Source organism: Calothrix rhizosoleniae SC01 (genome assembly GCF_900185595.1).
Lineage (GTDB): Bacteria > Cyanobacteriota > Cyanobacteriia > Cyanobacteriales > Nostocaceae > Calothrix_A > Calothrix_A rhizosoleniae.
This window is the reverse complement of the sequence record NZ_FYBH01000104.1, coordinates 1-26,004: the sequence shown is the minus strand read 5'-3', so window position 1 is coordinate 26,004 and position 26,004 is coordinate 1. Positions and strand designations below refer to the sequence as shown.

The window sequence follows — 26,004 nt, the reverse complement described above, 5'->3', positions numbered from 1 at the left end:
ATACCTTTACCAATTTTAGGAAACGCCCAAAGCCTGAAAACCAGGGACTATAAATACAAAGCTCAGGAGCCTGGACTGAAAGTCTTACAGCCTAGGGAACCAAGCTTTGTTTCTGTAGTCATACCCTTCTAGGATGTCGGTTTTTGACTAGGGTATTGGTTGAAGAAAAAGCTAGAAATGAGTCAATATGACATGAAAATTTAGGTAGTATCAAACTACCCACTTACACACCATAATATTACTCATTGATTTAATCTACTGTGTCTATTAATCTTCTAAGAGATTAATATTGACTCACTCAGTAGTTAATCAGATTATAGTAACTTTTTTCAACTGTGCCTCAATATTTTTAGCTATATATGAGTCACAATAGGAAACACTTACGTGTGCATATTTTCTCTGTTCTAACGATGAAATAAAACCTTGTCATTGGTAATTATACGGAGAGATCTAGTTGGAACCATAAAAAAGCCTATTCCATAGGCTTTTGCAAAAAATATAGTTTTGTAACAAAGAAAAACATTTCAAAACTTTTGTAAAGAACGTTGAGCTTCACTTGATACTGCTTCTACTTCATCTTGAGCAAGATTTTCTAAGATGGATTTTGCTTCTGTACCTCCCAAACGTTCTAAAGCCTGTGCTAGTCGGAAGCGTAATTGCCAATCTGGATCCCTAGCATAATTCGCTAGTAGGGGAATTGCTTGCATATTACCTAAGTCTCCTAAGGAGCTAATAGCAGCAGTTTTAATTAACTCATTGTCTGATGCTAATGCTTCTTTTAATAATTCAAAAGCGCAATTATCTCCCAATTCTCCCAAGGCTGCAATAATACTAAATTGGACAATCCATTCAGTAGTATTTTCATAAACATGGCGTAAATCATCAAAAGCAGCACTTAATTTGAGAGCACCCAAAGAGTCAGCAGCAGCAGCTTGGACATCTGGTTCTGGATCATTGAGTAAGCGATCGCGCAGTATATTGAAAGATAATTCTAAATCTTGTCCCCCCAAGGTATCTAATTGACTAATGGCTGAATAACGAACGCGAGAGTTTGGATCATTAATTGCCACTTGAATTAACTCGAAACCAACTTTTGCTTCTAGTTGACGGATTTGATTGACTGCTCGCAAGCGTTCGCCTAAGTCGTCAGAACTTAGTAAATCCTGGACTAATTGGGGGGTAATACTCATCTAAATTATCTATAATTATTGAAAATAAACCTTTCCTGTTTCAATTTCTTGAATTGAGGTTTTTGATATATAATTAGAAAAATTCAAAATCCCATGACTAATTTTGGTCGTTTGCCATAGCGCGAATAATATCACCACGGGTGAGAATACCAACTACCTGACCTTCAGTGTCAAGTACTGGCAATCGATGAACCTTGCGATCACTCATGATTTTTGCCGCTTCTTTGAGAGGTTGATCGCTCTTGGTAGTAATAGGGTTATTGCTCATCACTTCCCCTACTGTTTGTCCTAGTGCTTTATGCAAATCCCGTTCATAGGCCGCAGGATTTTTGAGAAAAATAACACTATCCAGAAACATAATGTATGCAGGTGGAGTTAAACCAGTTTCTTGCCACATTAAGTCTGTTTCTGAAATGATACCCACCAATTTACCCGCATCATCGACAACAGGTAATCCACTAATACGTTTTTCTGCCAAGATTTGGATAGCTTCTTGGAGGGGTGTTTCACCCCGGACAATAATTGGATCCCTAGTCATTACATCGGCAACGGTTTTAGGCATTTTGTTTGATGAGACCTTTTATCAACCAGTTTGACATTATTATTTGAAAAAATTTCTGCTATTTACCAAAAGTAGTGCAGTGAATTTTTCTGATTTAACGAGGAATGCTTTTCAACACAAGAAGTGCTAACTAGTCTTACTGCCTCTCTACATGATTAAAATTCCGCGTCACTTTATTTGTAACGTTATGTTTTGTTACTTATCCTAGCTATGTTGTTTATTTTTACAACTACAGGAGTTTCACTTAACCTATGGCATCTTACCACAAAACCATACCCACAATTCTACAGATGAACTGTGGAAGAGAGATATATGTTTACTTGTGTGAATTAAGAGAACCCATTAGCGATAGCTAATTTGAGTTAACCGATCCAATAATGACAGTTCCTTGCTATTATCTTGTATGGTTTTAGCGATGGTAATTGCCCGTTGATAAAAATTGCGCGCAGTATTGAACTGACCTAATTGCTCATACAATTGAGCATAGGATTCAAAAGAATTTAATTCTTCCCGCAGGTTCTGAAACTTTTTCGCCACAGCTAATCGCTTTGCCAATAAATCAAAGGCGCGTTGATAACGTCCTACGGAACTATGAGCATCAACCAACCCATCAATGGATCTTAATTCGTTCCTGCGATCGCGAGTAGCTTGAGCTATTCTTAGAGCTGCTCCATAAGTGCCAATTGTCTGTTGATAATCACCCACTACCAGATAAACATCCCCCAAATTATTTAAGGTATTTGCTTCTCCAATGGGGTCACGGCTCTGACGACGGTAACTTAAAGCATGTTCATAAATTTTAATTGCTTGGTTATAGTTGCCTATCCTCGCCGTTGCTAAACCCAAATTGCTTAAGGAAAGTCCTTTACCTTCAACATCGTTGAGGTTTTTGGCAATGGTTAAAGCCTCTTGAAAGGTAGGAACAGCAGCAGTAAAGTTGCCTTGTCTGAGCAATATGGTACCAATATTATTGAGTCCAAAAATCTGACTTTGAAAATCATTGGTATCTCTGGCGATAGCTAAATGACGACGGATAGCACTTTCTGCATCTTTGTACTTCCCTAGACGTAAATAACCCTTACCCAAAAATTTATAAGTCATACCTTGGGCATTAACATCACCAATGCTATGGTAAATTTCCAATGCCTGGGACCAAGATGTAATTGCTTTGTTGGCGTTCCCTGCACCATACTGTCGATTGCCAATCCCAATCAAAGTATCCGCCTCATTTCTAGCATAACCTAGGGAAGATTTATCCAGAGGACGATGGAATTGTTCGGTAATATCAACAGCAGTGGCAATTGTGGGGGTAAAAGAAATAGCAAAAACTAGTAGACAAAAAGTCCGAAAAGTAAATCTATCTATTTGGCGTAAGGCACGGTTCCCTACCTGAAAAATGGAATTTCCTAGTAATAAATTCTGTCGCTTCATAAAATTATCCCATGACATACCAGGGTTACAGGCAAGTCTTAAAGGTATTAAATATACTTTTAAATAGAGGTAAATTCGTATTTCTACTGACTTGGCGGCAGAACTAATTGTTCTCCTAAATATATAGAACGTAGGTCTGCCGGTAATTTATCCTCTAGCATACGATAGCCTTCCTGGAGAAAAATGGCTACCTCATTGGGAGTGATCGCTTCTCCTTCTGCTTGTAGGTAAGCAGCAATTCGAGTTTCACTCCAATGGAAGGTTTGAGCCATTAGGACTATCAGTCTGAGCATTGGTGGTAGTTGATCTAACGCCTGCTCTACATAACACCACAACGGCGGCGAGGTTGATTTCAGAGAATAATTAATTTGCTCTGTAGCAGGTACTTCCATTTCATTGATACAGTAAGCCGTCATATTAATCAGCCAATTTTGCAGGGTAATTCCCTCACTTGCTGATTGATTTTGATTTAAATTAAATCCCCCCAATTCGTAATAAATATGTTTCCAGGTCAGGGCAAACAAATAATCAGCTTGTACAGGCGATCGCGCCGAATGCTGAATTAAGGTGTAAACTATAGGGCTATAGCGACAAAAAATTGCTGTAAAGTACTTCCCAGCATCAGGGTGCTTTTGGAATAGCGATACTAGTTCATTGTCGCTGTGATGAAATAGTGACTTTACTAATGGGTGATTAGCTTCAGGGAAATGAGGAATCTGCACAGTTTAAGATTGGCTTGAGTTGCTACAATTTTTTATAAGAATAAAAGTTAAGAATTATTCAGTAATGGCGGTATTCACCAGGACATACATTCAATGACTGCATAACTTAACATATTTTAGTTATAAGTCTTTGCCCCATACTTTCCGTCTTTTTGCCATATTACTTGGGTGTAAGTGACCTCTTGTCAGGTGATGGGGAAAATCCCCTAAAAACTCCACTGTTTATTGATATATTTATCGAAATCATATCTTAAGTGTTAGTCTGTTTGGAGTTAACACTTGGATAACTTGGCTCCTGTTATACTAGAACATAGACCCAATTCCAGTTTGCATCCAAACACATAACCAATTGCTCCCCCTTATAAAATTATTGTTTATTCATGGTTATAGCAGCTAGTTTGACACCATTCCTGCTTCAGCCTTTCACTATAGGCTCCTTTTTGCCATTTCTGCCATTGGATAGCCTATTCTCTACCCAAGGCATTATGGTAATGCTATTAGCAGCATACGCAGGCGCAATGTGGATGTTTCTTACCAGTGCGCCAAAAGTATACACGGTTATGGTGTCAGATTTAGAAATTGCCCGTCAGTTGTATGAAGGAATGCTGGATTTACCCACAGCAGAAGTGCCATTGCACTATTATTACAACTACGAGCAAACCATAGGTGCTACGGGAGTCGATCCGTTGTACCTAGGAAGTAGTCCTAACTTTTCTAGCGGTAGAATGTCCAACGCTACTGAGGGACTTTGGTATCAGTTAAAGAAGAATACCCAGCTACACGTAATTACTGGTGCTAGCTTGGGGAACAAAAATCAGCAACGTCACGTTTGCTTTGACCACGACTGCTTAGAATTAATTTTAATGCGGGTCGAAGTCAGAGGATTGAAGTTTAAGATTCGCAGCAAGAAGCCATTGAACTTTTTAGTCAAAGACTATGAAGGAAGGGTAATTGAGATGGCGGAGATTGCAAATTAATACTACTACGTGGATGATAGCATAAAACAAACGGCTTATCTCTTACCCATACAGGGCGGCTTTACCAACAGAGAAGTTAAATTCTCAACCCATTCTCTCCAGATAAAATACCCCAAAAGAATCAAACGATTTTGAATTTATCAGAGGAAAAAAGGGGCTCTTAGCAAGAGGGAATGCCGTTTTCCCTTTCTTTGGAGCGCAGTGACACCAACTTGCATTCTGTTGTAGTAGTTCTAGTTAGTGAGATTGCTTCCTTCCGCTCCGCGATCGTCGCAATGACATGCGGACTATCTTTGACAACAACTTGGTATAAAACAAGGTTTCAAGCTCTCAAATTTATTCGTGGAAGTTCCCCTTTTCTCCTCATCTTCCCTGTCTCCTTGTCTACAGTTAAGTAGTTGTGTTATTTTAGATCATTTATCTAAATCCTGGCTACAGATAATTCTCCCCCTGCTCCCCTTCGGGTTGCGCCACTTGCTACAATGCGCTTAACCCGCGCAACGCAGTGGCTTACCTGCTCCCTACCTCCCCTGCTGTCCATGTGTAGTTTTATTTTGGAGAATTGGTATTACTCCTCGGTCAAAGGAACTGTTTTTTCTAGCTTCAATAATACTAATTTCATTTAGTGAGGCTACACTTATGAAAGTTAATACAGAATATAATTTTATTCTTGGTCAAAGTAAAATTATATACAAATTATCCGTAGTTACTCATGGAGTAAGACAACGCCAGTCGTCTCTGACGATAAACCTGTCTACAACGCTAGTTCCCCAAGACCGTGCTGCTCTCCAGATTCATTCGGAGAGAGAAAATATATTTTTTTCTTGATGTAGCTGTTCATGAGGAGAACCACCAAAACCTATCTGCATAGCTATTTCAAGCCCCTCGATTAATCGATGGGGTAATAATTCTAAATTCTTAATTCTCAGCTTATTCTTTACAGCCTATTCGCTATAGTCTATTCCCTATAGCCTAATTAGGTCGCTATGAACAGTATAGTGGTGAAGCAAGTAGCATAATATTTGACTTCTGGCTAATTGTAAAATATAATACTTTTGTTCACTCAAGAAGCAGCCCCCAAAATCTTAGAAGCAGCTTATCTAGAAGATGGTACTTGGGGACGTAGAATCAATAAGTATGGACAGGTAGAAACAGATAAAGAGTGGTGAATTCTGGCGGAATTAGACCACTCTTGGGAAAATGCTTTCCACACTTTTGAACATACAATGGTGGGATATTTAACTGGACAAAAAATTCACGACTTGGACAGTGAATTATACTTTGCATTCAAAAACGACATATCAGCTCCTGATAATACTCAGCTCCGTCCCTATACCTATGCGGCTAAAGTAAAATTAGTTGTTTCTGATGGTAGCGGATCAATTCCTGGTTACGGAAAACAAAAAGTAACCTTTACTGACATTCGCTAAAAACTCAAACTCAAGGCATAATTGTCTAAATTACAACTATGTCCGACTCAAATTATCATTATTTCCCTACAATGAGGAAGAGAAGTTTATAACTATCGAGACGTTCAAGTTTTTTACCGATGGATTAAAGCCTGAAGAGAGATTGCGCCATGAATACATGGCTAACACCTGTATAGATAATGAGTGTTATTGGATTCCTTATGGAGAAGGAACCTGGTTTCAAGCTTGTTTCTTTGATGTCACTACTGCTGGATTTGCTAACGTCTTGAAGATTTTACCAGGACGACAACTTGATACTCATTACCACATCAGCACAGTACATGGCTTTACTCTCCGAGGGAAATGGGGATATCGCGAACATGATTGGATTGCTACGCCTGGATCTTATATTTTTGAGCCTCCTGGAGAACTGCACACACTATATGTACCAGAAGATTCTCCAGAGCCAATGATCACTTTCTTTGTCCTTTCCGGTGGTCTGATCTATACCAAGCCTGATGGCTCTTTTGCTGGTTATGATGATGGTTTTACTCTGTTGAAACTGGCACGAGAAGATTATCTAGAATTTGGTTTGGATGAGTCTTTGATTGATGCCATGATTCGTTAATAGGCTCCACAGCAGGAGAAAAACGGCATTTCCCCCTGCTTCTTCTGGTCAGTGTGGGTAGTTCACTGGAGGGATTAAAATAATACAAGCCCTGACTACAAAAATGATTCATCTACCAATAGGAAATAGTAAAAATGAAGGCACAAGTAATCAAGGAATTTGGTAATGCTAGCGTATTCCAAACAGTCGAATTACCTCGTCCTGAAGTAATTCCCGGTCACGTTCTCATTCGTGTTGCAGCAACTAGCATTAACCCAGTTGATTACAAAATTAGAAGAGGTTCAGCATCGGCTCTGGCACCAGCTTTCCCAGCAGTATTACAAGGTGATGTTGCCGGGGTAATTGAAGAAGTTGGGGAAGGTGTTACATCTTTTAAATCTGGCGATGAAGTTTATGCTTGTGCTGGTGGTGTCAAAGGAACCGGTGGAGCCTTAGCTGACTATATGTTAGCTGATGCAGATTTGGTAGCATTAAAACCTAAATCTCTCACAATGCTAGAAGCAGCTGCCCTTCCCTTAGTATCCCTGACAGCTTGGGAGGGACTAATTGACAAAGCACAAATCCAGCCAGGACAAACGGTATTAGTACATGCTGCTACTGGTGGTGTGGGTCATATTGGTATCCAAATAGCAAAAGCTTTTGGTGCCAAAGTTTTTGCTACAGCTTCTTCTGATCAAAAGTTAGAATTGGCACGTAAACTCGGGGCTGATGTGGCTATCAATTACCGACAACAAACTATCGAAGAGTATGTTGCTGAATATACTGATGGCAAGGGCTTTGACGTAGTATTTGATACTGTTGGTGGTGAGAACCTGACTAAGTCTTTTGCAGCAGCAAAATTAAACGGAAAAGTGGTATCTATATCCACTAGTCAAACATATGACTTATCACCCCTCCACCGTAAAGGACTTTCTCTACATGTAGTCTTTATGCTGATTCCCATGCTTCACAATCTGGGCAGGGCGCATCATGGCAAGATATTAACCGAACTTGCCAAACTTGTAGACGAAGGTAAAATATTTCCTTTAATTGACCCAAAAGAATTTAGTTTTGATCAAGCTGAACTTGCCCATCGCCATCTTGAATCTGGTCAGACAATTGGGAAAGTTGTTTTGCAGGCTTAGTGCAATCTTAAATTTTAAATGTGAACTTCTCACTTCAGTATATACTCTGTACTTTACAAAACATCCAGATACGTATAAATCGCTCTGAAATGTATTGATAATGTGTACTTGTTGCACATTATTTCAACTTCTGTCAGTCAAGCCCTATCAAGCAGATGGGGCTTTTTTATCTAGCGATCGCCTCAGTAAAAACTTTGAGATTTTACTTGCTACATGGTAATGTTTGGCGATACTTTCTAGGGTGACTTTGTTGAAAATTCACCACTTCTTCACAAATATGAAAACTAAGGCAGTTCAGTGCAGACAAATATTAATTTAAGTAATCATGAAAAATTAATCTATCTTTAAGAAAACCAATCTCTGCATTCAATGTACGGTAAACTCCAATACAAAATCACAAGCTTACCTATTAAAATCAAAAATATCAGCATCTTTCAATCAGGAGTAATATAGAATGCAGGCCACATATAATTCCGACAAGCGCAAACTCCTATCCTGTTTATCTCATGGAGCAATCTTTTTTAGTACTACTCTATTTTCCGTGGGTGTTCCCATTGTGATTAGTATTATTTCTGATGATCCAGTAGTCAAAAGTAACGCCAAAGAATCAATTAATTTTCACTTCAATGTTTGGTTCTGGGCAACTGTAATTGGAGTACCCATTGGAATTATTTCTTGGATTACTTTCGGCATTGGTGGTATTTTATTTTTCCCCGTAGTTGCCCTTGGTTTTTTGATTCATTGGGGACTCACAATTGTAGCATTAATACATTGTTTAACTAATAGTGATGAACCTTTCCGTTACCCATTCATCTTTCGCTTATTGTCAACATAATCTAAAACGAAATCACTGTTCTTAAGGTAGTTTGCCAAATAGTGTCCTGGCTGCGATCGTTATCTGAGTTGATCACAAATGAAAATATCGGAGTAATACTAAAATTTTCTTTCAATGATAAATTATAGAAAACCTCAAAATTAGTTTGAGTGGCGTTACCCAATTCATTTGTGACAAAAGGCTGTCCCACAGCAATGCCAGCTATACTACTGGGAATGAAGAGATTGCGAAGTCCCAAACCTACAGCCCAGGTGAGAGGATGTAGATCCAAATCTTCATTAATCGCGGTGTTAAATCCTTGGTAGCTACCAAATCCCAAACGGGTAAAAATCCCCGTATTTTGATTTAAAGCATATTCGGCATTAATACCAAAGGCATTAATATCAATATTATTAACTAGAGCATTTGTATATTGTAATTTCAGTGATAAGCGATCGCTAACTAAGTATTCCAGTTCTACGCTAGCTTGATACCTGTCGCCAAATAAACCACCATTATTGCCATCAGTTTGATCTCCATCCCCAGCAATGTAAAGCGATCGCCCAAATAATTTACTATTTTCAGGATGCCAAACAATGGCTATTCCTGCACCACTAACAGTATCAATTTGGTTTTGCACTATCAGAGGATTGTTGAGAAAAAAGCTGGAACTAAAATCTACTGCTTCATTATTGGCATAGGAATTGCGATCAATAAAATCTCGCGGCGACATCTTTGCTCCCACAGTCATCTCCACATCCTGGAAAGGGTGAAAGCTGTAGTACAATCGCCGCAACCGCAAACTCGATTCTACCCCCACAATATCAAGTCCTCCACCATTCGCAATCAAGCCATCAGTTCCCAATAAATTGAGATTTTCTTGCTGGGATTTAGTAATTGCGTCGGCTCCATTGTTCCCAGCTTCTAATTGAGTTACCAATAAATCTTCACCTTGGAAACTGGTATTGAGGCTGAATCGGGTGCGATTAATTACGGTAGTACTGGCTTGACTACCATCAGTAAAAGCAACAATTGACTGTCCTTGTAACTTAGTCGTCAGAGAAAATCCTTGTGCTTGCAGACGATTAGCTCGTTGCTCAATTAAAAGTGTCCGCAAACGCAATTCTTTCAAAGCTTCAGCAAACTCTGTTTGTAGCCGCCTGACAATAATTGCATCACTTTTGATATACTCATCAGTGATATCTTCTGCCAACCGATCTAGATTATTCAGAATTGCCAATAATATAGTTGTAAATTCGTAACGGCTCAGGGGGCGATCGCCACGAAAGGTATTATCTTCATAACCAGAGATCACACCATAACGTTCTACCAGAGCTTTCAAAGCTTGGTAAGCCCAATCTGTAGGCTTAACATCAGAGAGTTGGTCAACAGATGGCTGTGGAGTTAGAGCCTCAGACTCCGTTTCTAAAGAAAGCGGAGAGTCAATTGACTCTCCGCTAGAGGAAAATTCTGCGATTGAAAATTTTTTTTGGGTTTCTGGTGGCGAAATTTGTGTAATTTGCGTTCGCCCTTGGGGAGGCTCCCCTTGGAAATATCCCAAATTAGTATTTCTGATGTCTGTTATTAATACCGGATTTGAACCAGTAATTTTTCGACGAATGTAAGTGCGTTTTGTGTCTGAATTTCTATGAGGGATGGCAATTGGTACGGAATAAGCCGGAGATAAGCAGCATATTGGGCTAAATATGCTGCAACCGACTAAACCACCTGCCAAAAACTGATGAGAGTTAATTATCTGCTCAAAATTTTTTTTGACACTCAATTCCATCACCTACATTCTAGTTCCAAGTTACTGAGACACAAGCTGCTGTTGAGTTTGTTCCGGGTTGGTAGAATCTTGACCCTTGGTTTGAATCAGTTCTACTTTATACCCACTAGGGTCTTCAACAAAAGCAATTACCGTAGAACCATGTTTCATGGGACCAGGTTCTCGCACAACTTTTCCACCGCGTTTTTTGATTGACTCACAAGTGGTATAAATATCATCAACTCCAATGGCAATATGCCCGTAAGCATCACCTATGTTGTATTCTTCTACACCCCAGTTGTAAGTTAGTTCTAAAACTGTATTGTCAGTTTCATCACCATAGCCAACAAAAGCCAGGGTAAATTCACCCCCTGGATAATCTTTTCTTCGTAGCAACTTCATTCCCAGAACATCGCAATAAAATTGTAAAGATTCTTCAAGATTGCCAACTCGTAGCATTGTGTGTAATAAGCGCATACTCACCTTTTGCCCTTGCGGATTGTTTATCTATCAACAACAACATTCTACAAAGACATTGGCAGGAGTAAACTATCTACATCTACCTACCTACACAGAGGCTTCGTGTACAGTGTAGGCTTTTTGATTGATTGAAATGATAAAGAGCGATCGCTATAAGTAAAAACCATATCTTGCTATAAGAAACACCTCTAGGAAACCTGGAAAGTTTATTTAAGAAGCGTGATAACATTAATTTTAAGTCATTAATCTATGCAAACCTTTTTTAGCATAGATTTTTACTTATGCAATAGATTTGGAAATAAGCAAATCTATTGGCACCAAATTTTGTCAAGCTTGGTGTCAGTTCTTACCTGAAATAAATATATTGATAGAGTCCTTTTATGTAGACTTATATATTTGCTCTATAGAGTCTTTGAAGAGGGAAGTGTGGAGAGTGTGGGAAGTGTGGGGAGAGAATAACTTTTTCTTCTCATGATTAACCAGGGCATAGTTCCCTTGGTGGAGTACTAGCAACTCAGGAAATCGCAAAGAGAAATACATCATGAATACAATGACAATCGTCTGGATTGCCTTACCATTTCTTGTGGGATTCAGCATTTATCTTCTTCCCAAGCTTGATCGTTACTTCGCTCTAGGTGTGGTAACTGTTTCTCTTGGCTATGGGGTACAACGAATATTCGATCTGTCCCCCCTGAACTTGCAATTATTGGATAGTTTTGGTGTCACTTTAGTTGTAGATTCCCTAAGTGGCTACTTTATCTTGACCAATGCCATAGTAACAGCAGGGGTTATTCTTTACTGTTGGCAAACCAACAAAACGGCTTTTTTTTATACTCAGGTTATCATTTTACACGGCAGTGTTAACTCTGTATTTATTTGTGCAGACTTTATCAGTTTGTATGTAGCACTAGAGGTTATTAGTATTGCTGCGTTTCTCTTGATTGCTTATCCTCGTAAAGACAGATCAATTTGGGTTGCTTTGCGTTACCTTTTTGTCAGCAATACGGCTATGCTGTTTTACCTCATTGGTGCGATACTGGTCTATCAAGCTAATCAATCCTTTGCCTTTGCTGGCTTGGATAAGGCTCCTACAGAAGCAATCGCTCTAATTTTTCTCGGACTTTTGACAAAAGGAGGGATTTTTGTGTCTGGTTTTTGGTTGCCATTGACACATTCTGAAGCAGAAACCCCCGTATCAGCATTATTGTCAGGAGTTGTGGTCAAAACAGGTGTTTTCCCGTTGTTGCGTTGTGCCCTGATGGTGGAAACAATTCAGCCGATATTACAAATTTTTAGTGTTGGTACAGCACTACTGGGGGTTATCTATGCCATCTTTGAGAAAGATACAAAGCGTATGTTGGCATTGAGTACAATTTCTCAATTGGGCTTTATCCTGACCGCACCAGCTGTTGGTGGATTTTATGCCCTGACTCATGGTCTGACTAAAGCCTCATTATTTTTAATGGCTGGAAATTTACCCAGTCGCGATTTTCAAGAATTACGACAGAACCCAATTCGTACCCCGATGTGGATAAGTCTAGTAATTGCCAGTTTGTCAATATCAGGCTTCCCTTTGCTAGCTGGATTTGGAGCCAAGGTATTGACCCTGAAACAGCTAGTTTCCTGGCAAGCAATTGCCATGAATATTGCGGCTCTGGGAACTGCGATTGCATTTGCTAAATTTATCTTTCTACCCTCGCAACCACAACAACAATTGGCGGAGTACGGAAAAATAAAATCTGGCTTCTGGTTGGCAATAATTCTGTTGCTTGGTGGACTGGTTGCAGCAAATGGTTTTTATTACGAAGGGTATACAGTACCTAACTTGGTCAAATCTCTAATAACCATTGGTGCTGGCTGGTTGTTATATTGTTTGATTTTTCTAAAATTCACATTCAAACTGCCACGGGTATTAGAGCAATTTGAACATCTGATTGGGGTGATGAGTCTAATGTTAACTCTACTGTTTTGGATGGTATTAAATTGAAAATGGGGGTTCTTGCCGTGTTGCTGTGGACAACCGCAGCCCAACTTACAACCCTGTCACTGATGAATGCCAAAGAGCCGAAATGCGATCGCTTTGCGACTTCCCTCCAGGTTTATCCCCTGTGTGTAAATTCCAAAAATTTATCAGGTACTTTGGCTCAGGGAGAAAAATAATAGGGCAATCAGCAACGCCCAACAATAAGTTTAGGTTGTTTCTGGTGGGGATTCGGAGTCAATCCCTAATTCCTCTTTGCTGCGCTCTACCTGAAGCCAAAGTGTCTTGATTTGCCTGTAAGCTTGTTCTGGAGAAATTTTGCCAGCTGTTTCTAAGTCAGTAATATAACCAACTTTGCTAGTAAATTCCTGTAGATTCGCATTAAATACTAGGTATTCTGGTGTAAAGCGACCATGATAGGGATAGCGAGGATATAAAAATCTGTCTTTATCTTCTTGATTAAACTGTGCCACTATTACATAACCAACTGCTATACAACAAGAAATTAGTAGTGAGGATAAATATCCTTTTTTTTAACCTATTCTTAATCTTGAACCCAGTGATACTAAAGAAATCATGAAAATACTAATTCTCATGATTAAGACTAACTTAGTATATCAAAGTGAGGGGCTAGCAACCTAATCTGTAAATTATCCTGATTTCTTTTGATAAGTTTTGTATGCATTTAACTAAAAAATGTAGACAATACAATTTTTTTTGAAATGATATAAATAGACATTTCTAAACTCTCAAATAGGTAAATTCAGAGCACATTATCATGACAGTGCAAAGAATTATTACAGAAATTTGGATAGATGGTTTAGACAAGAGAGGTAAAGCTTAGTGGCTATAGATTACTAGTTTTGGAACCTTTGACAAATGATAAATAAGAAATAAATTAATTAATCTTGCAGTGGATGGAGACTCTTATGATATCCAATTTTCCCAACTATGCCCATCCTCATACAACTCATAACAACGCGATTTTACATGCTCAGATAGAAGCTATGTACTATAGGAGTTTATTGGCTTTACGTAATATTGATATGCCAATTTATGGCAATCAAGTTACTGTTTTTATTGGTCCTTCTGGTTGTGGTAAAAGTACCTTACTCAGGTGCTTAAATCCTATATTTGCATAAAGATGGCCACTTTATCAGCTATCTCTCCATTATCTTTAAACAAACAATCTGAAACTTATCTACTACAAAGTAAGATCAATGAATATAACATTCAAAAAATTGCTTCTCCCTCTGGGAATGTTGGTTTTAGCAACCAGTTGTGCAACCCAATCCAATACATCTACTCAAACAGAACAACCGCCAAAAGTAACTGAAGTTAGTAAATCAGAAAAAATTACCAATGTTGTCAGAATAGACGGTTCTAGTACAGTTTATCCCATTACCAAAGCGATCGCCGAAAAGTTTCAAGCCCAAACAAACAACAAAGTTCCGCTTACCATCAAGGTTTCCGGTACTAGTGGGGGTTTTGAAAAATTCTGTAGGGCAGAAACAGACATCAATAATTCTTCACGTCCTATTCTCACCGCAGAGATGGAGACTTGCAACAAAAATGCTGTGCGATTTATTGAACTGCCAGTAGCTTTTGATGCTTTGACTATTGCCGTGCATCCGCAAAATAACTGGGCAAAAGATATTACCACAGCTGAATTAAAAAAGATGTGGTCACCAAGTGCAACAGGAAAAATTACCCGTTGGAACCAAATACGCTCATCTTGGCCTAATCGCCCATTGAAGTTGTTTGGAGCGGATAAAAAATCTGGTACTTTTGACTACTTTACAGAAGCAGTTGTAGGTAAATCAAGGGCTAGTCGCAATGACTACACAGCTAGTGAGGACGATCAAGTATTAGTAAAAGGCATTAGTAAGGATCCGAATGCTTTGGGTTATTTTGGCTTTGCCTATTACGAACAAAACCAAGATAAGTTAAAAGTCCTAGCAATTAACAGTGGTTCCGGAGGAGTATTACCTAATCGGCAAACAGTAGAAAAAGCCCAGTATCAACCACTGTCTCGACCCTTATTTATTTATGTTAATGCCAAATCAGCCCAAAATAAACCAGCAGTAAAAAACTTTGTCGATTTTTACATCTCAAAGGCGGGGACAATCGTCAGTTCTGTGGGATATGTGCCTTTAACAGAAGAAGGCTATCACCTTGATAATGTTCACTTTACCAGGGGTAAAGTAGGGACAGTATTTGCAGGAAAAACCCAGTTGGATTTGACTCTGGGAGAACTATTGCGAAAACGAGCCAAGTTTTAAAATTTTTTTCATGACAGCGATGTTCAAAAGCCTTTCTGCGTGAGTGTTTGGAATGCCTCTGGGCGAGGATTTTTAACCTCACAAAGCAAAATTAGTGGACTGACACGCCTAAAAATTTAGGTTGGGGAGCCACTGCTTTGCGCGGGTTAAGCGCGTTATAGCAAGGTTTAAACTAACTTCACATCAATTGCTCTTAGTTTGGTATACGGTTGCTGTTCATAATCAATAAGCTAAATTCTAGCTCCCTCTCCTTAATAAGGCTCACGTGTACACACAAGTGGTCTCCGCATAGGTTTCGGGGGCTAAAACCCCGTTAAATCGTCATTGCGAGGAGGAACGACGAAGCAATCGCAAGGTGCTGGGATTGCTTCGCTTCGCTCGCGATGAGAGGCTTTGAGCGATTTTCGTCTGAGTTCAAAAGCCGCTTACAGGTGGGATTTGAAGACTTCTGTGTACACCGTAGCCTTAATAAGGAGAGGGTTGGGGTGAGGTAAAACAGGAATTTTATTGTCTTATATCTCTTATCGTCTGGACAATACTTTCTAAAACACCAGACAAATTACCATACACATCTTCATTCGTAAACCGGAGAAATTTAATTCCTGCTGATTCAATAAACACTTGTCTTTCCACATCATATTCAACAGCATCATTTTGAAAATGACTGTCACCATCAATTTCTATAGCTAACTTTAATATGGGGCTGTAGAAATCTATGACAAATTTATCTACACTATATTGCCTACGAAACTTGCAATTTTCTATTTGTCTATTTTTTATTTTTGCCCAAATTATCTTTTCAGCCTTTGTTATATCTTGGCGTAGCTGTCGCCGTTTTACTTTTTCTGATGGTTTGTTGTAAAATTTGGTCATGTTAAAAGCTGATATAAATCGTAAGCATATGTATATCAGCCTAATGACATAGATTTTATGTTGGCATCCGGCGAATTACCTCCTTTTGTTAGTCTAGGGTGTAAACATAAGTTATCTAATTGCCAACAATTGGAAAACCTCACCCTGTCCTGGCGGACATCCCTCTCCTTATTAAAGAGAGGGAAAGAGTTTGCATGGCAAAAAGCGAGGGTGAGATTAGGCGCTAAAGTACTTGGCTACGGGGTGATAAGTAATAATCGCCGTTGTAGACTGTTCTGGATACAACTGCTCACTTTCATCCATGTACATTTTAATCCGTTCGGTTTTTAATAAATCCAGCTGCTTATACTGATCCTGAATATTGGGACAAGCAGGGTAGCCAAAACTATACCGGGAGCCCCGATATCTCTGCGCTAACATATCCCGAATATTATCCGGATCTTCTCCATCAAAACCCAATTCCCGACGGATTCTAGTATGTGTCCATTCAGCTAGAGCCTCGGCAACTTGTACAGCTATACCGTGGAAATACAGATAGTCTGTGTATTGATTATCTGCAAATAACTTTTGAGCAAACTCCGTAGCTACTTCACCCACCGTCACCGCTTGCATGGGAAATACATCAATCACTCCTGAATCCTTGGGTGCAAAGAAATCTGCAATACACAACCTGCGGAGGGATTTTTGCCGAGGAAACTCAAAACTGGTAACTATTTCTTTCCCATTTATGTCTTCATGGTTATAGATGTAAAGGGTATTCCCTTCAGCCTGACAAGGAAAATATCCATAAATCACCTGGGGATGCAACAAGTTCTCTTCAATTACCCGTTGTTTCCAAGTTTCCAAAATGGGATATACCTTTTCTTGCAGAAAAGCTTGATACTCTTCCTTAGATTGGTCTTTTGGCTTTCTAAACTGCCATTGTCCCGCAACTAAAGCCTGTAAATCCAAATACCAGAATAACTCTTCTAATGAAATATCTTCTGGTTGCAGTAACTTAGTTCCCCAAAATGGTGGGGTGGGACGTTCGGTATCAATGTCAACGGCTTCGGAACGCCTGGTATCAATTACCTGGGGTTCTGCTGGTTTTTCCTCCCCTTGGTTATCTTCCCCTGATGACTTGTGGCCATTTTTTGGTTCTGCTTCGGCAAATTCTCCTAAGAATCCTTGGATGTCATCCCATTGTTCAGCAGATTTGGCTGGCATGAGTTTATCCATGAAATGCAAGTCGGAGAATGCATCTTTACCGTAGACTACTTTACCATTATAGGTATTTTGGCAATCTTCATGGACAAATTTGGGGGTTAAGGCTGCACCACCTAAAATTACAGGGACGGTAATCCCCTTTTCGTTAAATACCTTCAGGTTATCTTTCATGAAAGCAGTGGATTTCACCAACAACCCACTCATGGCAATACAATCGGCATGATGCTGGTTGTAGGCTTCGATGATATTTTCTACTGGTTGTTTGATTCCCAGGTTAATTACCCGGTAACCATTGTTAGATAGGATAATATCTACCAGATTTTTCCCAATATCATGTACATCACCTTTAACTGTGGCAATAATAAAGGTTCCCTTACCAGCATCTACCTCTGTTTCTGATTTTTCCATGTGGGGTTCCAGGAAAGCCACCGCAGCTTTCATGGTTTCCGCCGACTGCAATACGAAGGGTAGTTGCATTTGTCCAGAACCGAACAATTCCCCTACAACTTTCATCCCATCCAGGAGGTAAACGTTGACAATATCCAATGGGGGGTATTTTTCCATGGCTTCTGCTAATGCATCTTCCAAGCCAATCCTTTCCCCATCAATTATATGCTCCTTCAGGCGTTCCTCAATGGCAAGATTTTTATCCACACCCTTATCTCGTTTGGCGCTTACCCCTTCAAACATGGTGGTAAGTTCGCCTAAAGGATCGTAAACGCAGACATCTCCTTCAAATTTACGTTCGTCGTATATTAGGTGACGACAAACTTCTTGGTGCTTCTCTTCAATCTTAGAAAGGGGTAAAATTTTGCTAGCACTGACAATCGCTGCATCCATGCCCGCTTCCATACATTCGTGGAGGAACATGGAGTTAAGTACTATGCGGGCGGCGGGGTTCAAACCAAAGGAAACATTGGAAACACCCAAAGCCACGTGACATCCAGGCAATTCTTGACGAATGCGCCGAATGGCTTCCACGGTGGCTTTAGCATTTTCCCGGTCTTCTTCAATCCCCGTGGAAATCGGTAGAGCTAAGGTATCAAAAAATATTTCTTGGGCGGGTATGCCATATTCTAAGGCTTGGCGATAGGCTCGTTGGGCGATCGCAAATTTTTTCTCAGCAGTCCGCGCCATGCCATCTTCGTCAATGGTACCAATTACTACCCCAGCACCATATTTCTTGGCTAATTCCAACACTTGTAAAAAACGGGGTTCCCCATCTTCGTAGTTGGTGGAGTTGAGCAAACATTTACCCCCAGCAACCTTTAAACCAGCCTCCATTTTTTCCCATTCTGTGGAGTCTAGCATTAAGGGTAAGGTCACATTATTCACCAAGCGGGAAGCTAATTCCCGCATATCGCGCACTCCATCCCTACCTACGTAATCTACGTTTACATCGAGGATATGAGCGCCTTCCTTGACTTGGGCTCTCCCCATGGATACTAAGCCGTCCCAGTCTTCATCATTTAACATGGTACGGCATTTCTTGGAACCACTGGCGTTTAATCTTTCGCCAATAATCAAGAAGGAATTATCTTGGTCATATGTTTGAGTACCATAAATCGAAGCCGCCGCCGGTTCTAACTGCGTCTCCCTCTCCTTTGGCGTTAAATCCTTGGCAATTTCCGCCAATGCTTGAATATGTGCTGGACGTGTCCCACAGCAACCCCCAATCACTTGGACACCTAAATCTTCGATGAAATGCATCAAGTGCATACGCAATTCTATCGGTGTAAGTTTGTAATGTGCTTCACCACCGACATTTTCTGGTAAACCCGCATTGGGAATACAGGAGACGATAAATGGTGAATGTTCCGATAGATATTTAATATGGGGCTTCATCAAATCCGGACCAGTGGCACAGTTTAACCCTAAAATATCAATGGAGTAGGGTTCCAAAATCGTCACCACCGCATTGATTTCCGTCCCCACCAACATTGTCCCCATAGTTTCCATTGTCACAGAAACCATCAACGGGCGGCGATCGCCTTTTTTGCTAAATACTTCTTCAATAGCATTGAGTGCAGCTTTAATTTGCAACACATCCTGACAAGTTTCCACCAGGAATAGATCCACCCCACCATCAAACAAGGCTTCAGCTTGCTCTACATAGGCGTCTTTTAGGGGATCAAAGTCAATGTGACCCAAAGTAGGTAATTTCGTCCCAGGGCCCATAGAACCGGCTACAAACCGGGGCTTTTCCGGTGTGGAAAATTCCGCCGCCACTTTTTTCGCTAACTCTGCGGCAGTTTTATTCAAATAATAGGCTTGGTCAGCGAGGTCATATTCTGCTAAAACAATTGATGTACCGCCAAAAGTATCGGTTTCAATTACATCCGCGCCAGCATCCAAGAAACCACGGTGTACCGTTGCTACAGCTTCTGGCTTTGTGTGAACTAGATATTCATTACAACCTTCGTATTCTGCGCCACCAAAATCCTCAGCTGTGAGATTTTGGACTTGCAGATTAGTCCCCATCGCACCGTCAAATACTAAAACTGGGCGCTGGGGGCTTTTGAGATGTTCTAAAAAAGGATAAGCCATATTCTCTCAAGAAAATTTGAATTCTGCGGATGATTTTCGACTTAATACTTAATTTACTATTTTGTAAAATGTCTTAACATAATACTTTTTTTTGATTACAAATAGTTATGGGTGAAAGCCCGTATCAACAAGAAGGGGGTAGGGAGTAGGGAGTAGGGGATAGGGAATAGGGAAAGACAGCGTTGGTCAGAGCTTGAAACCCCGACCAACGCAATCGTCCTAAAGAATGGGGCTTGTGACCCACTGGCTATCTTTTCCCCTATACCCCACACCCCATACCCTACACCCCGCCCCAACGGGGCTCGGTCAAAAAATCAGTAGTTATGGTTCCAAGGGGAGCCACCCCCAGGTGTAATAATGTTGAGGTAGGTATAAGGGGGTATAAGTTACTTTTTATTTTAAACTGTTTAATGATCACCGTAGAAAATATTTTTTATATATCCGATGAGATTCTAGAGTATCAAGAAGAGGCAAGGGAGCAGGAGAGCAGGGGAGACAAGGGGAACTACCACAAATAAATTTGGGGGCTTGTATCCTTTTCTTTTTCGGTCAACAGGGGTGGGAAGTGTTAAAAATATGGACAAACAAATTTTCAGTTCCTGATCTGGGAACAAAGAGTGACCATTCATCCCCCACCAGATTTAGTTGTGGAACCAGAGATCTAAAATCCGTCTTGGAAAGTTTGTTACGGAGGGAAACCCTCCTGACAACTTTCCGCAAAATCCAAAATCCAAAATTAGCATTACAGCCATTATGTTCAGCAGTTGGGGAAAAAGATTAATAGTCATTTATTTGACGTTAGCGGCGTTTATTTTCGTCATTTGGACAGGGACAACCAGGGTACAAAGCAATAGTTTTGTCGCTAATAATGCTAATTGGAGTCCAGCACAGATCAAACTACAATCAGAAACAAATCCAGTAGTACCACCACAAACAAAAATAATCCCCACTCCTGGAAGCAAAACTCCTACTGTAAAAACAACTCCCACAGCCAAACCTCACCAGCAGACAAAGTCCCAACCCAAACAGGTAAAGCAAACCCAAGCTATATCTGGTAAAGTTTTCCAAACTACTCAAGCATTTAAAAAATATACACCGAAATATGCGATCGCTTTAGCAAATTCCAATAATTATGGAGAGCGTTATTCCCAAGATGCTAATGGTTTACCTGTAACCAATCAACCAATTATCGTCATTCATGAAACTGCTTCTACTGCAAGCAGTGCGATTAATACCTTCCGCACTCCCCATACCGACGACAATAAGCAAGTCAGCTATCACGCCTTAATTACCCTGGATGGCATGATTATTTATATAGTCCCCCCAGATAAAAGAGCCTATGGTGCGGGTAACTCCATATTTGTCGGACAATTTGGTGCGGAAACAGTCAAAACCAATCCCAATTTACCAGCCTCTGTGAATAATTTTGCTTATCACGTTTCCTTGGAAACCCCTCGGGATGGTATTGGTAACAACCATCAACGCACCCATAGCGGTTACCGAGATCAGCAATACAAATCTTTGGCTTGGTTACTTGCTCAAAGTCAAGTCCCCGAGAATCGTATCACCACCCACCGTGCTGTGGATCGTTCCGGACAGAGAATAGATCCTCGCAGCTTTGATTTTAATAAGTTCTTTAATCTACTACGTTATTACCGTCAACCAGTCTTGAATTAATGAACGGGGTGTATGGTGTAGGGCTGATCAGGGTAGGATGCAGGGGGAGAAAGAGTTTTAAGATGTTTGCACCATGATCCGAATAATAAGTAATCTACCGAACTTGATATCAGACAAGAACAGCTAAGATAACATTGCATTGGAGATAGCAGTTTGCTTGTTAGAGGTTAAATATAATGGCTTTTAGCGGTTACAAAACTATTAGCGAGGTTCTGAAAGAATTTCAAGTTACTTATAATGAATTTAATTTTATGGAGGAGACAGAATTTCAAGTTCCTGATTACTTTCGAGATGACTTAGAATTGGTGATGCGGGAAGGTGTTGTTGATAATTCTGAGTTTGCTATTTGTGAAAATTTGATCTACCCAGTTTTAAAAGAAGTTTGGAAATGCTACACCAGCAAATTTACTTTATGGAGCCACCAATCTCTTATTTATAATGATAGTTTATCAGGTTTTCCTGAGTATATTTTAGCGCGAAGATCGCCTTTAGGGAAAGTAGTTTTTGATCAACCATATTTTATCTTAGTGGAAGCTAAACAAGATAATTTTGAAGCTGGTTGGGCACAATGTTTAGCAGAAATGATAGCTGCCCAGAGGCTAAATGGCGAACTTCCTATAACAATATTTGGTATCGTTTCTAATGGGAAAATTTGGCAGTTTGGTAAGTTAGAGGGAGGAAACTTTACTACAAATATCAACATTTACACAATTCAAAATTTAGATCAAATATTTACTGCTGTTAACTATATCTTTCAACAGTGTGAATTACAGTTAAATAATTTAGTAGCGGCCTAACTTTAAGTAATAAGTAATAATACTATTTTAAAAAAAGAATGCGACAGATAGGTAGGGGCAGGCATCCACAATCTTTGAATATATAAACTCACATCTTGCACCACATAATTATTGCGAAAATTATCGCCTGTAACCCTTATTATCCCGTAGGGTGGGCAATGCCCACCTTACTCTTATTGAGAAGGTGCAAGATATGTGTAAAAGTATCTTACTGATGCCGTGCCCTTACGAAGAATTTATAGCGATTTTCAGTTGAATGCAATACAAAGTAAATTGTTGAATTGGTATAAGTAATAAAAAATCCCCATCCCAGAAGCATCTGGCATGAGGATTGAATTAAAGAGGATTAAATTAAAACTGATTCAAAGTTACTTGGATTCAGTGAAATCAGCATCAATTACATCATCGCCACTAGTAGAAGAAGTACCACTTGTATCTCCACCAGGAGCAGCATCATCACCAGGCGCACCAGGAGCAGCACCACCATTTTGTTGATAGATGTTGCTACCAACTGAGAATAGTGCTTGTTGTAGTTCTGGTGTTAACTTTTGGATTTGTTCGTCGTCTTCTTTAGCAACAGCTTCCCGCAAGTCCTTGACTAAGCCCTCAATTTTGGTCTTATCATCTGCGGGTACTTTATCACCAAGTTCTTGGATTTGTTTCTCAGCTTGGTATGCCAAAGAATCAGCCTGGTTCTTGCGATCAATTTTTTCCCGACGTTCTTTGTCTTCTGAAGCATGGGATTCGGCTTCGTTAACCATCCGTTCCACGTCAGATTTATCTAAGGTGGAAGCACCAGTGATGCTGATGGATTGTTCCTTACCAGTACCCTTGTCCTTCGCAGTTACATTGAGGATTCCGTTAGCATCAGTGTCAAATACCACTTCGATTTGAGGTACGCCACGGGGTGCGGGGGGAATACCATCTAGACGGAAGGTTCCCAGACTCTTGTTGTCGTTAGCCATTTCCCGTTCACCTTGGAGAACGTGAATTTCCACGTTAGTTTGACCATCCACGGCGGTGGAGAATACTTCCGACTTCTTGGTAGGAATGGTGGTGTTGCGGGGGATAATTTTGGTCATTACCCCACCCAAGGTTTCTACACCCAAGGATAGAGGCGTGACATCTAGCAACAAGATACCAGTAACATCACCACCAAGAACACCAGCTTGAATCGCTGCACCAACTGCTACCACTTCATCAGGGTTAACGCCTTGGTTGGGGTCTTTATCTAAGATCCGTTTAACAACGTCTTGGACTGCGGGAATCCGGGTAGAACCACCAACCAGAACTACTTCATCAATTTCGCTCTTACTAATTTTCGCATCGCGGATAGCATTCTCTACGGGAACGCGACAACGATCAATTAAATCAGAGCAGAGTTCCTCGAACTGAGCGCGGGTGAGGGTTGTATCCAGGTGCTTGGGACCCTCTTGAGTAGCGGTAATAAATGGTAAGTTAATTTCCGCTTGGGTAACACTGGAAAGTTCAATCTTGGCTTTTTCTGCTGCTTCTGTGAGGCGTTGTAAAGCTTGCTTGTCTTTGCGAAGATCAATGCCTTCTTGTTTTCTAAATTCTTCTGCTAAGAAATCAACAATTTTTTTATCAAAGTCGTCACCACCAAGGTGGGTATCGCCGGAGGTGGAGAGAACTTCAAAGACCCCATCTCCTACTTCTAGAATGGATACGTCGAAGGTACCACCACCCAAGTCAAATACCAGGATGGTTTCATTGCTCTTTTTATCAAAGCCATATGCCAAGGAAGCGGCGGTAGGCTCGTTGATAATCCGCAAGACTTCTAAGCCGGCAATTTTACCAGCATCCTTAGTTGCTTGTCTCTGGGAGTCATTGAAGTAGGCGGGCACGGTAATTACGGCTTGGGTGATAGTCTCACCAACGTACTTACTGGCATCATCTACTAACTTCCGCAGAACTTGAGCGGAAATTTCTTCTGGTGCAAATTGCTTACCAGCTTGGGGGCAATCTAATCTGACATTGCCATTGCTGCTGATGACTTTGTAGGAGACTTCAGTGGTTTCATTGGCAACTTCTTCCTGTTTACGTCCAATAAAACGCTTTACAGAGTAAAAAGTATTATCAGGGTTCATTACCGCTTGGCGTTTGGCAATTTGACCCACCAAGCGATCGCCATTTTTGGCAAATGCTACCACACTAGGAGTCGTGCGAAAGCCTTCTGCGTTGGCAATAACCGTGGGTTTACCACCTTCCATAACTGCCACGCAGGAGTTAGTAGTACCTAAGTCGATTCCAACTACTTTTGCCATTGTTAGTTATTGGCTCCGTATAACTACAAAAAATGAATGGGTGGGGTTATAAAGGATTAAATATTGAACTAACTGGTTTGATTAAGCAGCCAGTTCAGCATAAATACCTTTAGTGTTTTCGAGGATAACCGCAGGTAAAAACCATTGGTAATTTAGTCTATGCTGACATATATACTGAGCCTGTGTAGCCAGTCCATGAAGGGTGGTTTTCCGTACCTTGGTTAGGACGGTTAAGCCTCAGATGTATTTAGTTGGCTCATCTCAAGGATTTGCCTCTGCTTTGTCTAATGTATGAGAATTAATACCTTCAGCCATTGGGGTGAACCGTAATCTCAAAGTGGTGTTTGCCGTCAAATTACATAGATAGGTAAAGATATAGGTAGTTTTAGACCTTGTTAAGTAAAAATTTTTGTTTATTTTTTTAACAACGGATAATAGAATTGACCTTCACCAACAGTCACCCCAGCCCGTTCCCCTGCGATTTTACCACTACCAACAAAATAATCAACTCTACCAGCTCCTTTAATGGCTCCTCCCGCATCTTGATCGAGAACATAACGGCTAACTATGTGGTGTTCCATTTTACCTTCACCATTGGGGAAAGGCAGATAAGCACGGATTAAGGCTAAAGCCCCAGGAGGCATCAGGGATTTATCCGTAGCTATGGAACGATCCTTAGTTAAAGAAACGGCAATAGAACCACTCGCAGGAGAACCATAGGTTTCTTGGAAAAAAACAAAGCTGGGATCTCGGGGAATGTATATGTTTAAGGCTGAGGGATTTTTCTGAAAATAATCCAGAATTGTAGGCATGGTGACTCCCTGTTGGGGTAGAACACCATCTTGAATCATTTCCCGTCCAATACTTTTATAATTATGGGCAACATTACCGGCATAACCCACGGTGGTTTGTGTCCCATCTGTTAGTTGTAGTCTGCCAGAACCCTGTATTTGAATCATATATGGTTCCAAGCGATCGCGGAACCAAAATAACTCTAATCCTTTTAACCGTCCCTGGGAACCTTGTAAACCATCTGCCCCTTCTAACTCTAATCTTGTGGGGTGGGGTCTTTGCCAAGATTTAATATCTGGTGGTAAACGATACATCGGGTAACGGTATTCTGGAGTGGGAACCCTACTAGCTGTGTAAATAGGTTCATAGTAGGATGTAAATAATACTGAGCCTCTGCCATTTTTACCCACTGATTGATACAGAACAAATTCTTTGGCGATCGCAGCATTTAAGTAGGTT

23 protein-coding genes are annotated in these 26,004 nt (G+C 40.4%); 12 read left to right on the top strand and 11 right to left on the bottom strand.

Annotated features, from left to right (window positions below; translation table 11 throughout):
* Positions 1–524: 524 nt before the first annotated feature.
* The 4 genes from nblB to CALSC_RS06015 form a co-directional block, all read right to left on the bottom strand.
* Positions 525–1,190 (bottom strand): phycobilisome degradation protein NblB, encoded by a 666-nt coding sequence (gene nblB / locus CALSC_RS06030; RefSeq protein WP_088240491.1) that lies wholly within the window; start codon positions 1,188–1,190, stop codon positions 525–527.
* Between the two features lie 97 nt (positions 1,191–1,287).
* Positions 1,288–1,752 (bottom strand): CBS domain-containing protein, encoded by a 465-nt coding sequence (locus CALSC_RS06025; RefSeq protein WP_235006695.1) that lies wholly within the window; start codon positions 1,750–1,752, stop codon positions 1,288–1,290.
* Positions 1,753–2,094: 342 nt separating this feature from the next.
* Positions 2,095–3,183, bottom strand: coding sequence for a tetratricopeptide repeat protein (locus tag CALSC_RS06020; protein WP_088240490.1), 1,089 nt, complete (start codon positions 3,181–3,183; stop codon positions 2,095–2,097).
* Between the two features lie 83 nt (positions 3,184–3,266).
* Positions 3,267–3,905: an RNA polymerase subunit sigma-70 gene (locus tag CALSC_RS06015; RefSeq protein WP_088240489.1), complete on the bottom strand. Its 639-nt coding sequence runs from the start codon at positions 3,903–3,905 to the stop codon at positions 3,267–3,269.
* Positions 3,906–4,285: 380 nt separating this feature from the next.
* Here CALSC_RS06015 and CALSC_RS06010 point away from each other — a divergent pair, with 380 nt between their 5' ends.
* From CALSC_RS06010 to CALSC_RS05990, 6 genes are all read left to right on the top strand, one after another.
* A complete protein-coding gene (locus tag CALSC_RS06010; RefSeq protein ID WP_088240488.1) occupies positions 4,286–4,882 on the top strand; it encodes a glyoxalase-like domain protein in 597 nt (198 codons plus the stop codon).
* A gap of 173 nt (positions 4,883–5,055) precedes the next feature.
* Positions 5,056–5,280, top strand: coding sequence for a hypothetical protein (locus CALSC_RS25775; protein ID WP_143288166.1), 225 nt, complete (start codon positions 5,056–5,058; stop codon positions 5,278–5,280).
* An 828-nt stretch (positions 5,281–6,108) separates the two neighbouring features.
* Complete coding sequence (locus CALSC_RS06005) at positions 6,109–6,312, top strand: hypothetical protein (protein ID WP_088240487.1); 204 nt, start codon at positions 6,109–6,111, stop codon at positions 6,310–6,312.
* Positions 6,313–6,469: 157 nt separating this feature from the next.
* Positions 6,470–6,919 carry a 2,4'-dihydroxyacetophenone dioxygenase family protein gene (locus tag CALSC_RS06000; protein WP_088240486.1) on the top strand — a complete coding sequence of 150 codons (450 nt, stop codon included), beginning with the start codon at positions 6,470–6,472 and terminating at the stop codon, positions 6,917–6,919.
* Between the two features lie 134 nt (positions 6,920–7,053).
* Positions 7,054–8,043, top strand: coding sequence for a zinc-dependent alcohol dehydrogenase family protein (locus CALSC_RS05995; protein WP_088240485.1), 990 nt, complete (start codon positions 7,054–7,056; stop codon positions 8,041–8,043).
* A gap of 454 nt (positions 8,044–8,497) precedes the next feature.
* Entirely contained in the window at positions 8,498–8,878 is a 381-nt protein-coding gene (locus CALSC_RS05990) for a DUF4870 domain-containing protein (protein WP_088240484.1), read from the top strand.
* A 1-nt stretch (position 8,879) separates the two neighbouring features.
* On the opposite strand, the gene CALSC_RS05985 is transcribed toward CALSC_RS05990, so the two are convergent.
* A complete protein-coding gene (locus CALSC_RS05985; RefSeq protein WP_088240483.1) occupies positions 8,880–10,646 on the bottom strand; it encodes an iron uptake porin in 1,767 nt (588 codons plus the stop codon).
* 21 nt (positions 10,647–10,667) lie between these two features.
* A complete protein-coding gene (gene gloA / locus CALSC_RS05980) occupies positions 10,668–11,102 on the bottom strand; it encodes a lactoylglutathione lyase (protein ID WP_088240482.1) in 435 nt (144 codons plus the stop codon).
* A gap of 544 nt (positions 11,103–11,646) precedes the next feature.
* On the opposite strand from gloA, the gene CALSC_RS05975 reads away from it, so the two are divergent.
* Both CALSC_RS05975 and CALSC_RS26295 read left to right on the top strand, forming a co-directional pair.
* Entirely contained in the window at positions 11,647–13,092 is a 1,446-nt protein-coding gene (locus CALSC_RS05975; protein WP_088240481.1) for a cation:proton antiporter, read from the top strand.
* 2 nt (positions 13,093–13,094) lie between these two features.
* On the top strand, positions 13,095–13,265 hold the full coding sequence (locus CALSC_RS26295; protein ID WP_235006694.1) for a hypothetical protein: 171 nt from the start codon (positions 13,095–13,097) through the stop codon (positions 13,263–13,265).
* 30 nt (positions 13,266–13,295) lie between these two features.
* Here the strand turns inward: CALSC_RS26295 and CALSC_RS05965 are convergent, their stop codons facing one another.
* Positions 13,296–13,559: a DUF7219 family protein gene (locus tag CALSC_RS05965; protein WP_088240479.1), complete on the bottom strand. Its 264-nt coding sequence runs from the start codon at positions 13,557–13,559 to the stop codon at positions 13,296–13,298.
* A gap of 456 nt (positions 13,560–14,015) precedes the next feature.
* Between CALSC_RS05965 and CALSC_RS05960 the strand changes: the two genes are divergently transcribed.
* Positions 14,016–14,228: an ATP-binding cassette domain-containing protein gene (locus tag CALSC_RS05960; RefSeq protein ID WP_088240478.1), complete on the top strand. Its 213-nt coding sequence runs from the start codon at positions 14,016–14,018 to the stop codon at positions 14,226–14,228.
* A gap of 78 nt (positions 14,229–14,306) precedes the next feature.
* The gene (locus CALSC_RS05955) at positions 14,307–15,368 is read left to right on the top strand and encodes a PstS family phosphate ABC transporter substrate-binding protein (RefSeq protein ID WP_088240477.1); all 1,062 of its coding nucleotides are present in this window, start codon (positions 14,307–14,309) and stop codon (positions 15,366–15,368) included.
* A 504-nt stretch (positions 15,369–15,872) separates the two neighbouring features.
* On the opposite strand, the gene CALSC_RS05950 is transcribed toward CALSC_RS05955, so the two are convergent.
* On the bottom strand, positions 15,873–16,241 hold the full coding sequence (locus CALSC_RS05950; RefSeq protein ID WP_088240476.1) for an endonuclease domain-containing protein: 369 nt from the start codon (positions 16,239–16,241) through the stop codon (positions 15,873–15,875).
* A 216-nt stretch (positions 16,242–16,457) separates the two neighbouring features.
* Positions 16,458–19,994: a methionine synthase gene (gene metH / locus CALSC_RS05945; RefSeq protein ID WP_088240475.1), complete on the bottom strand. Its 3,537-nt coding sequence runs from the start codon at positions 19,992–19,994 to the stop codon at positions 16,458–16,460.
* 753 nt (positions 19,995–20,747) lie between these two features.
* On the opposite strand from metH, the gene CALSC_RS05930 reads away from it, so the two are divergent.
* Positions 20,748–21,671 carry a peptidoglycan recognition protein family protein gene (locus tag CALSC_RS05930; protein WP_088240472.1) on the top strand — a complete coding sequence of 308 codons (924 nt, stop codon included), beginning with the start codon at positions 20,748–20,750 and terminating at the stop codon, positions 21,669–21,671.
* A gap of 176 nt (positions 21,672–21,847) precedes the next feature.
* Positions 21,848–22,468 carry a hypothetical protein gene (locus CALSC_RS05925; protein WP_088240471.1) on the top strand — a complete coding sequence of 207 codons (621 nt, stop codon included), beginning with the start codon at positions 21,848–21,850 and terminating at the stop codon, positions 22,466–22,468.
* 368 nt (positions 22,469–22,836) lie between these two features.
* On the opposite strand, the gene dnaK is transcribed toward CALSC_RS05925, so the two are convergent.
* Entirely contained in the window at positions 22,837–24,753 is a 1,917-nt protein-coding gene (gene dnaK, locus CALSC_RS05920) for a molecular chaperone DnaK (RefSeq protein ID WP_088240470.1), read from the bottom strand.
* A 413-nt stretch (positions 24,754–25,166) separates the two neighbouring features.
* The coding region (mltA, locus tag CALSC_RS05915; protein WP_200817576.1) for a murein transglycosylase A at positions 25,167–26,004 on the bottom strand (838 nt) is incomplete at its 5' end.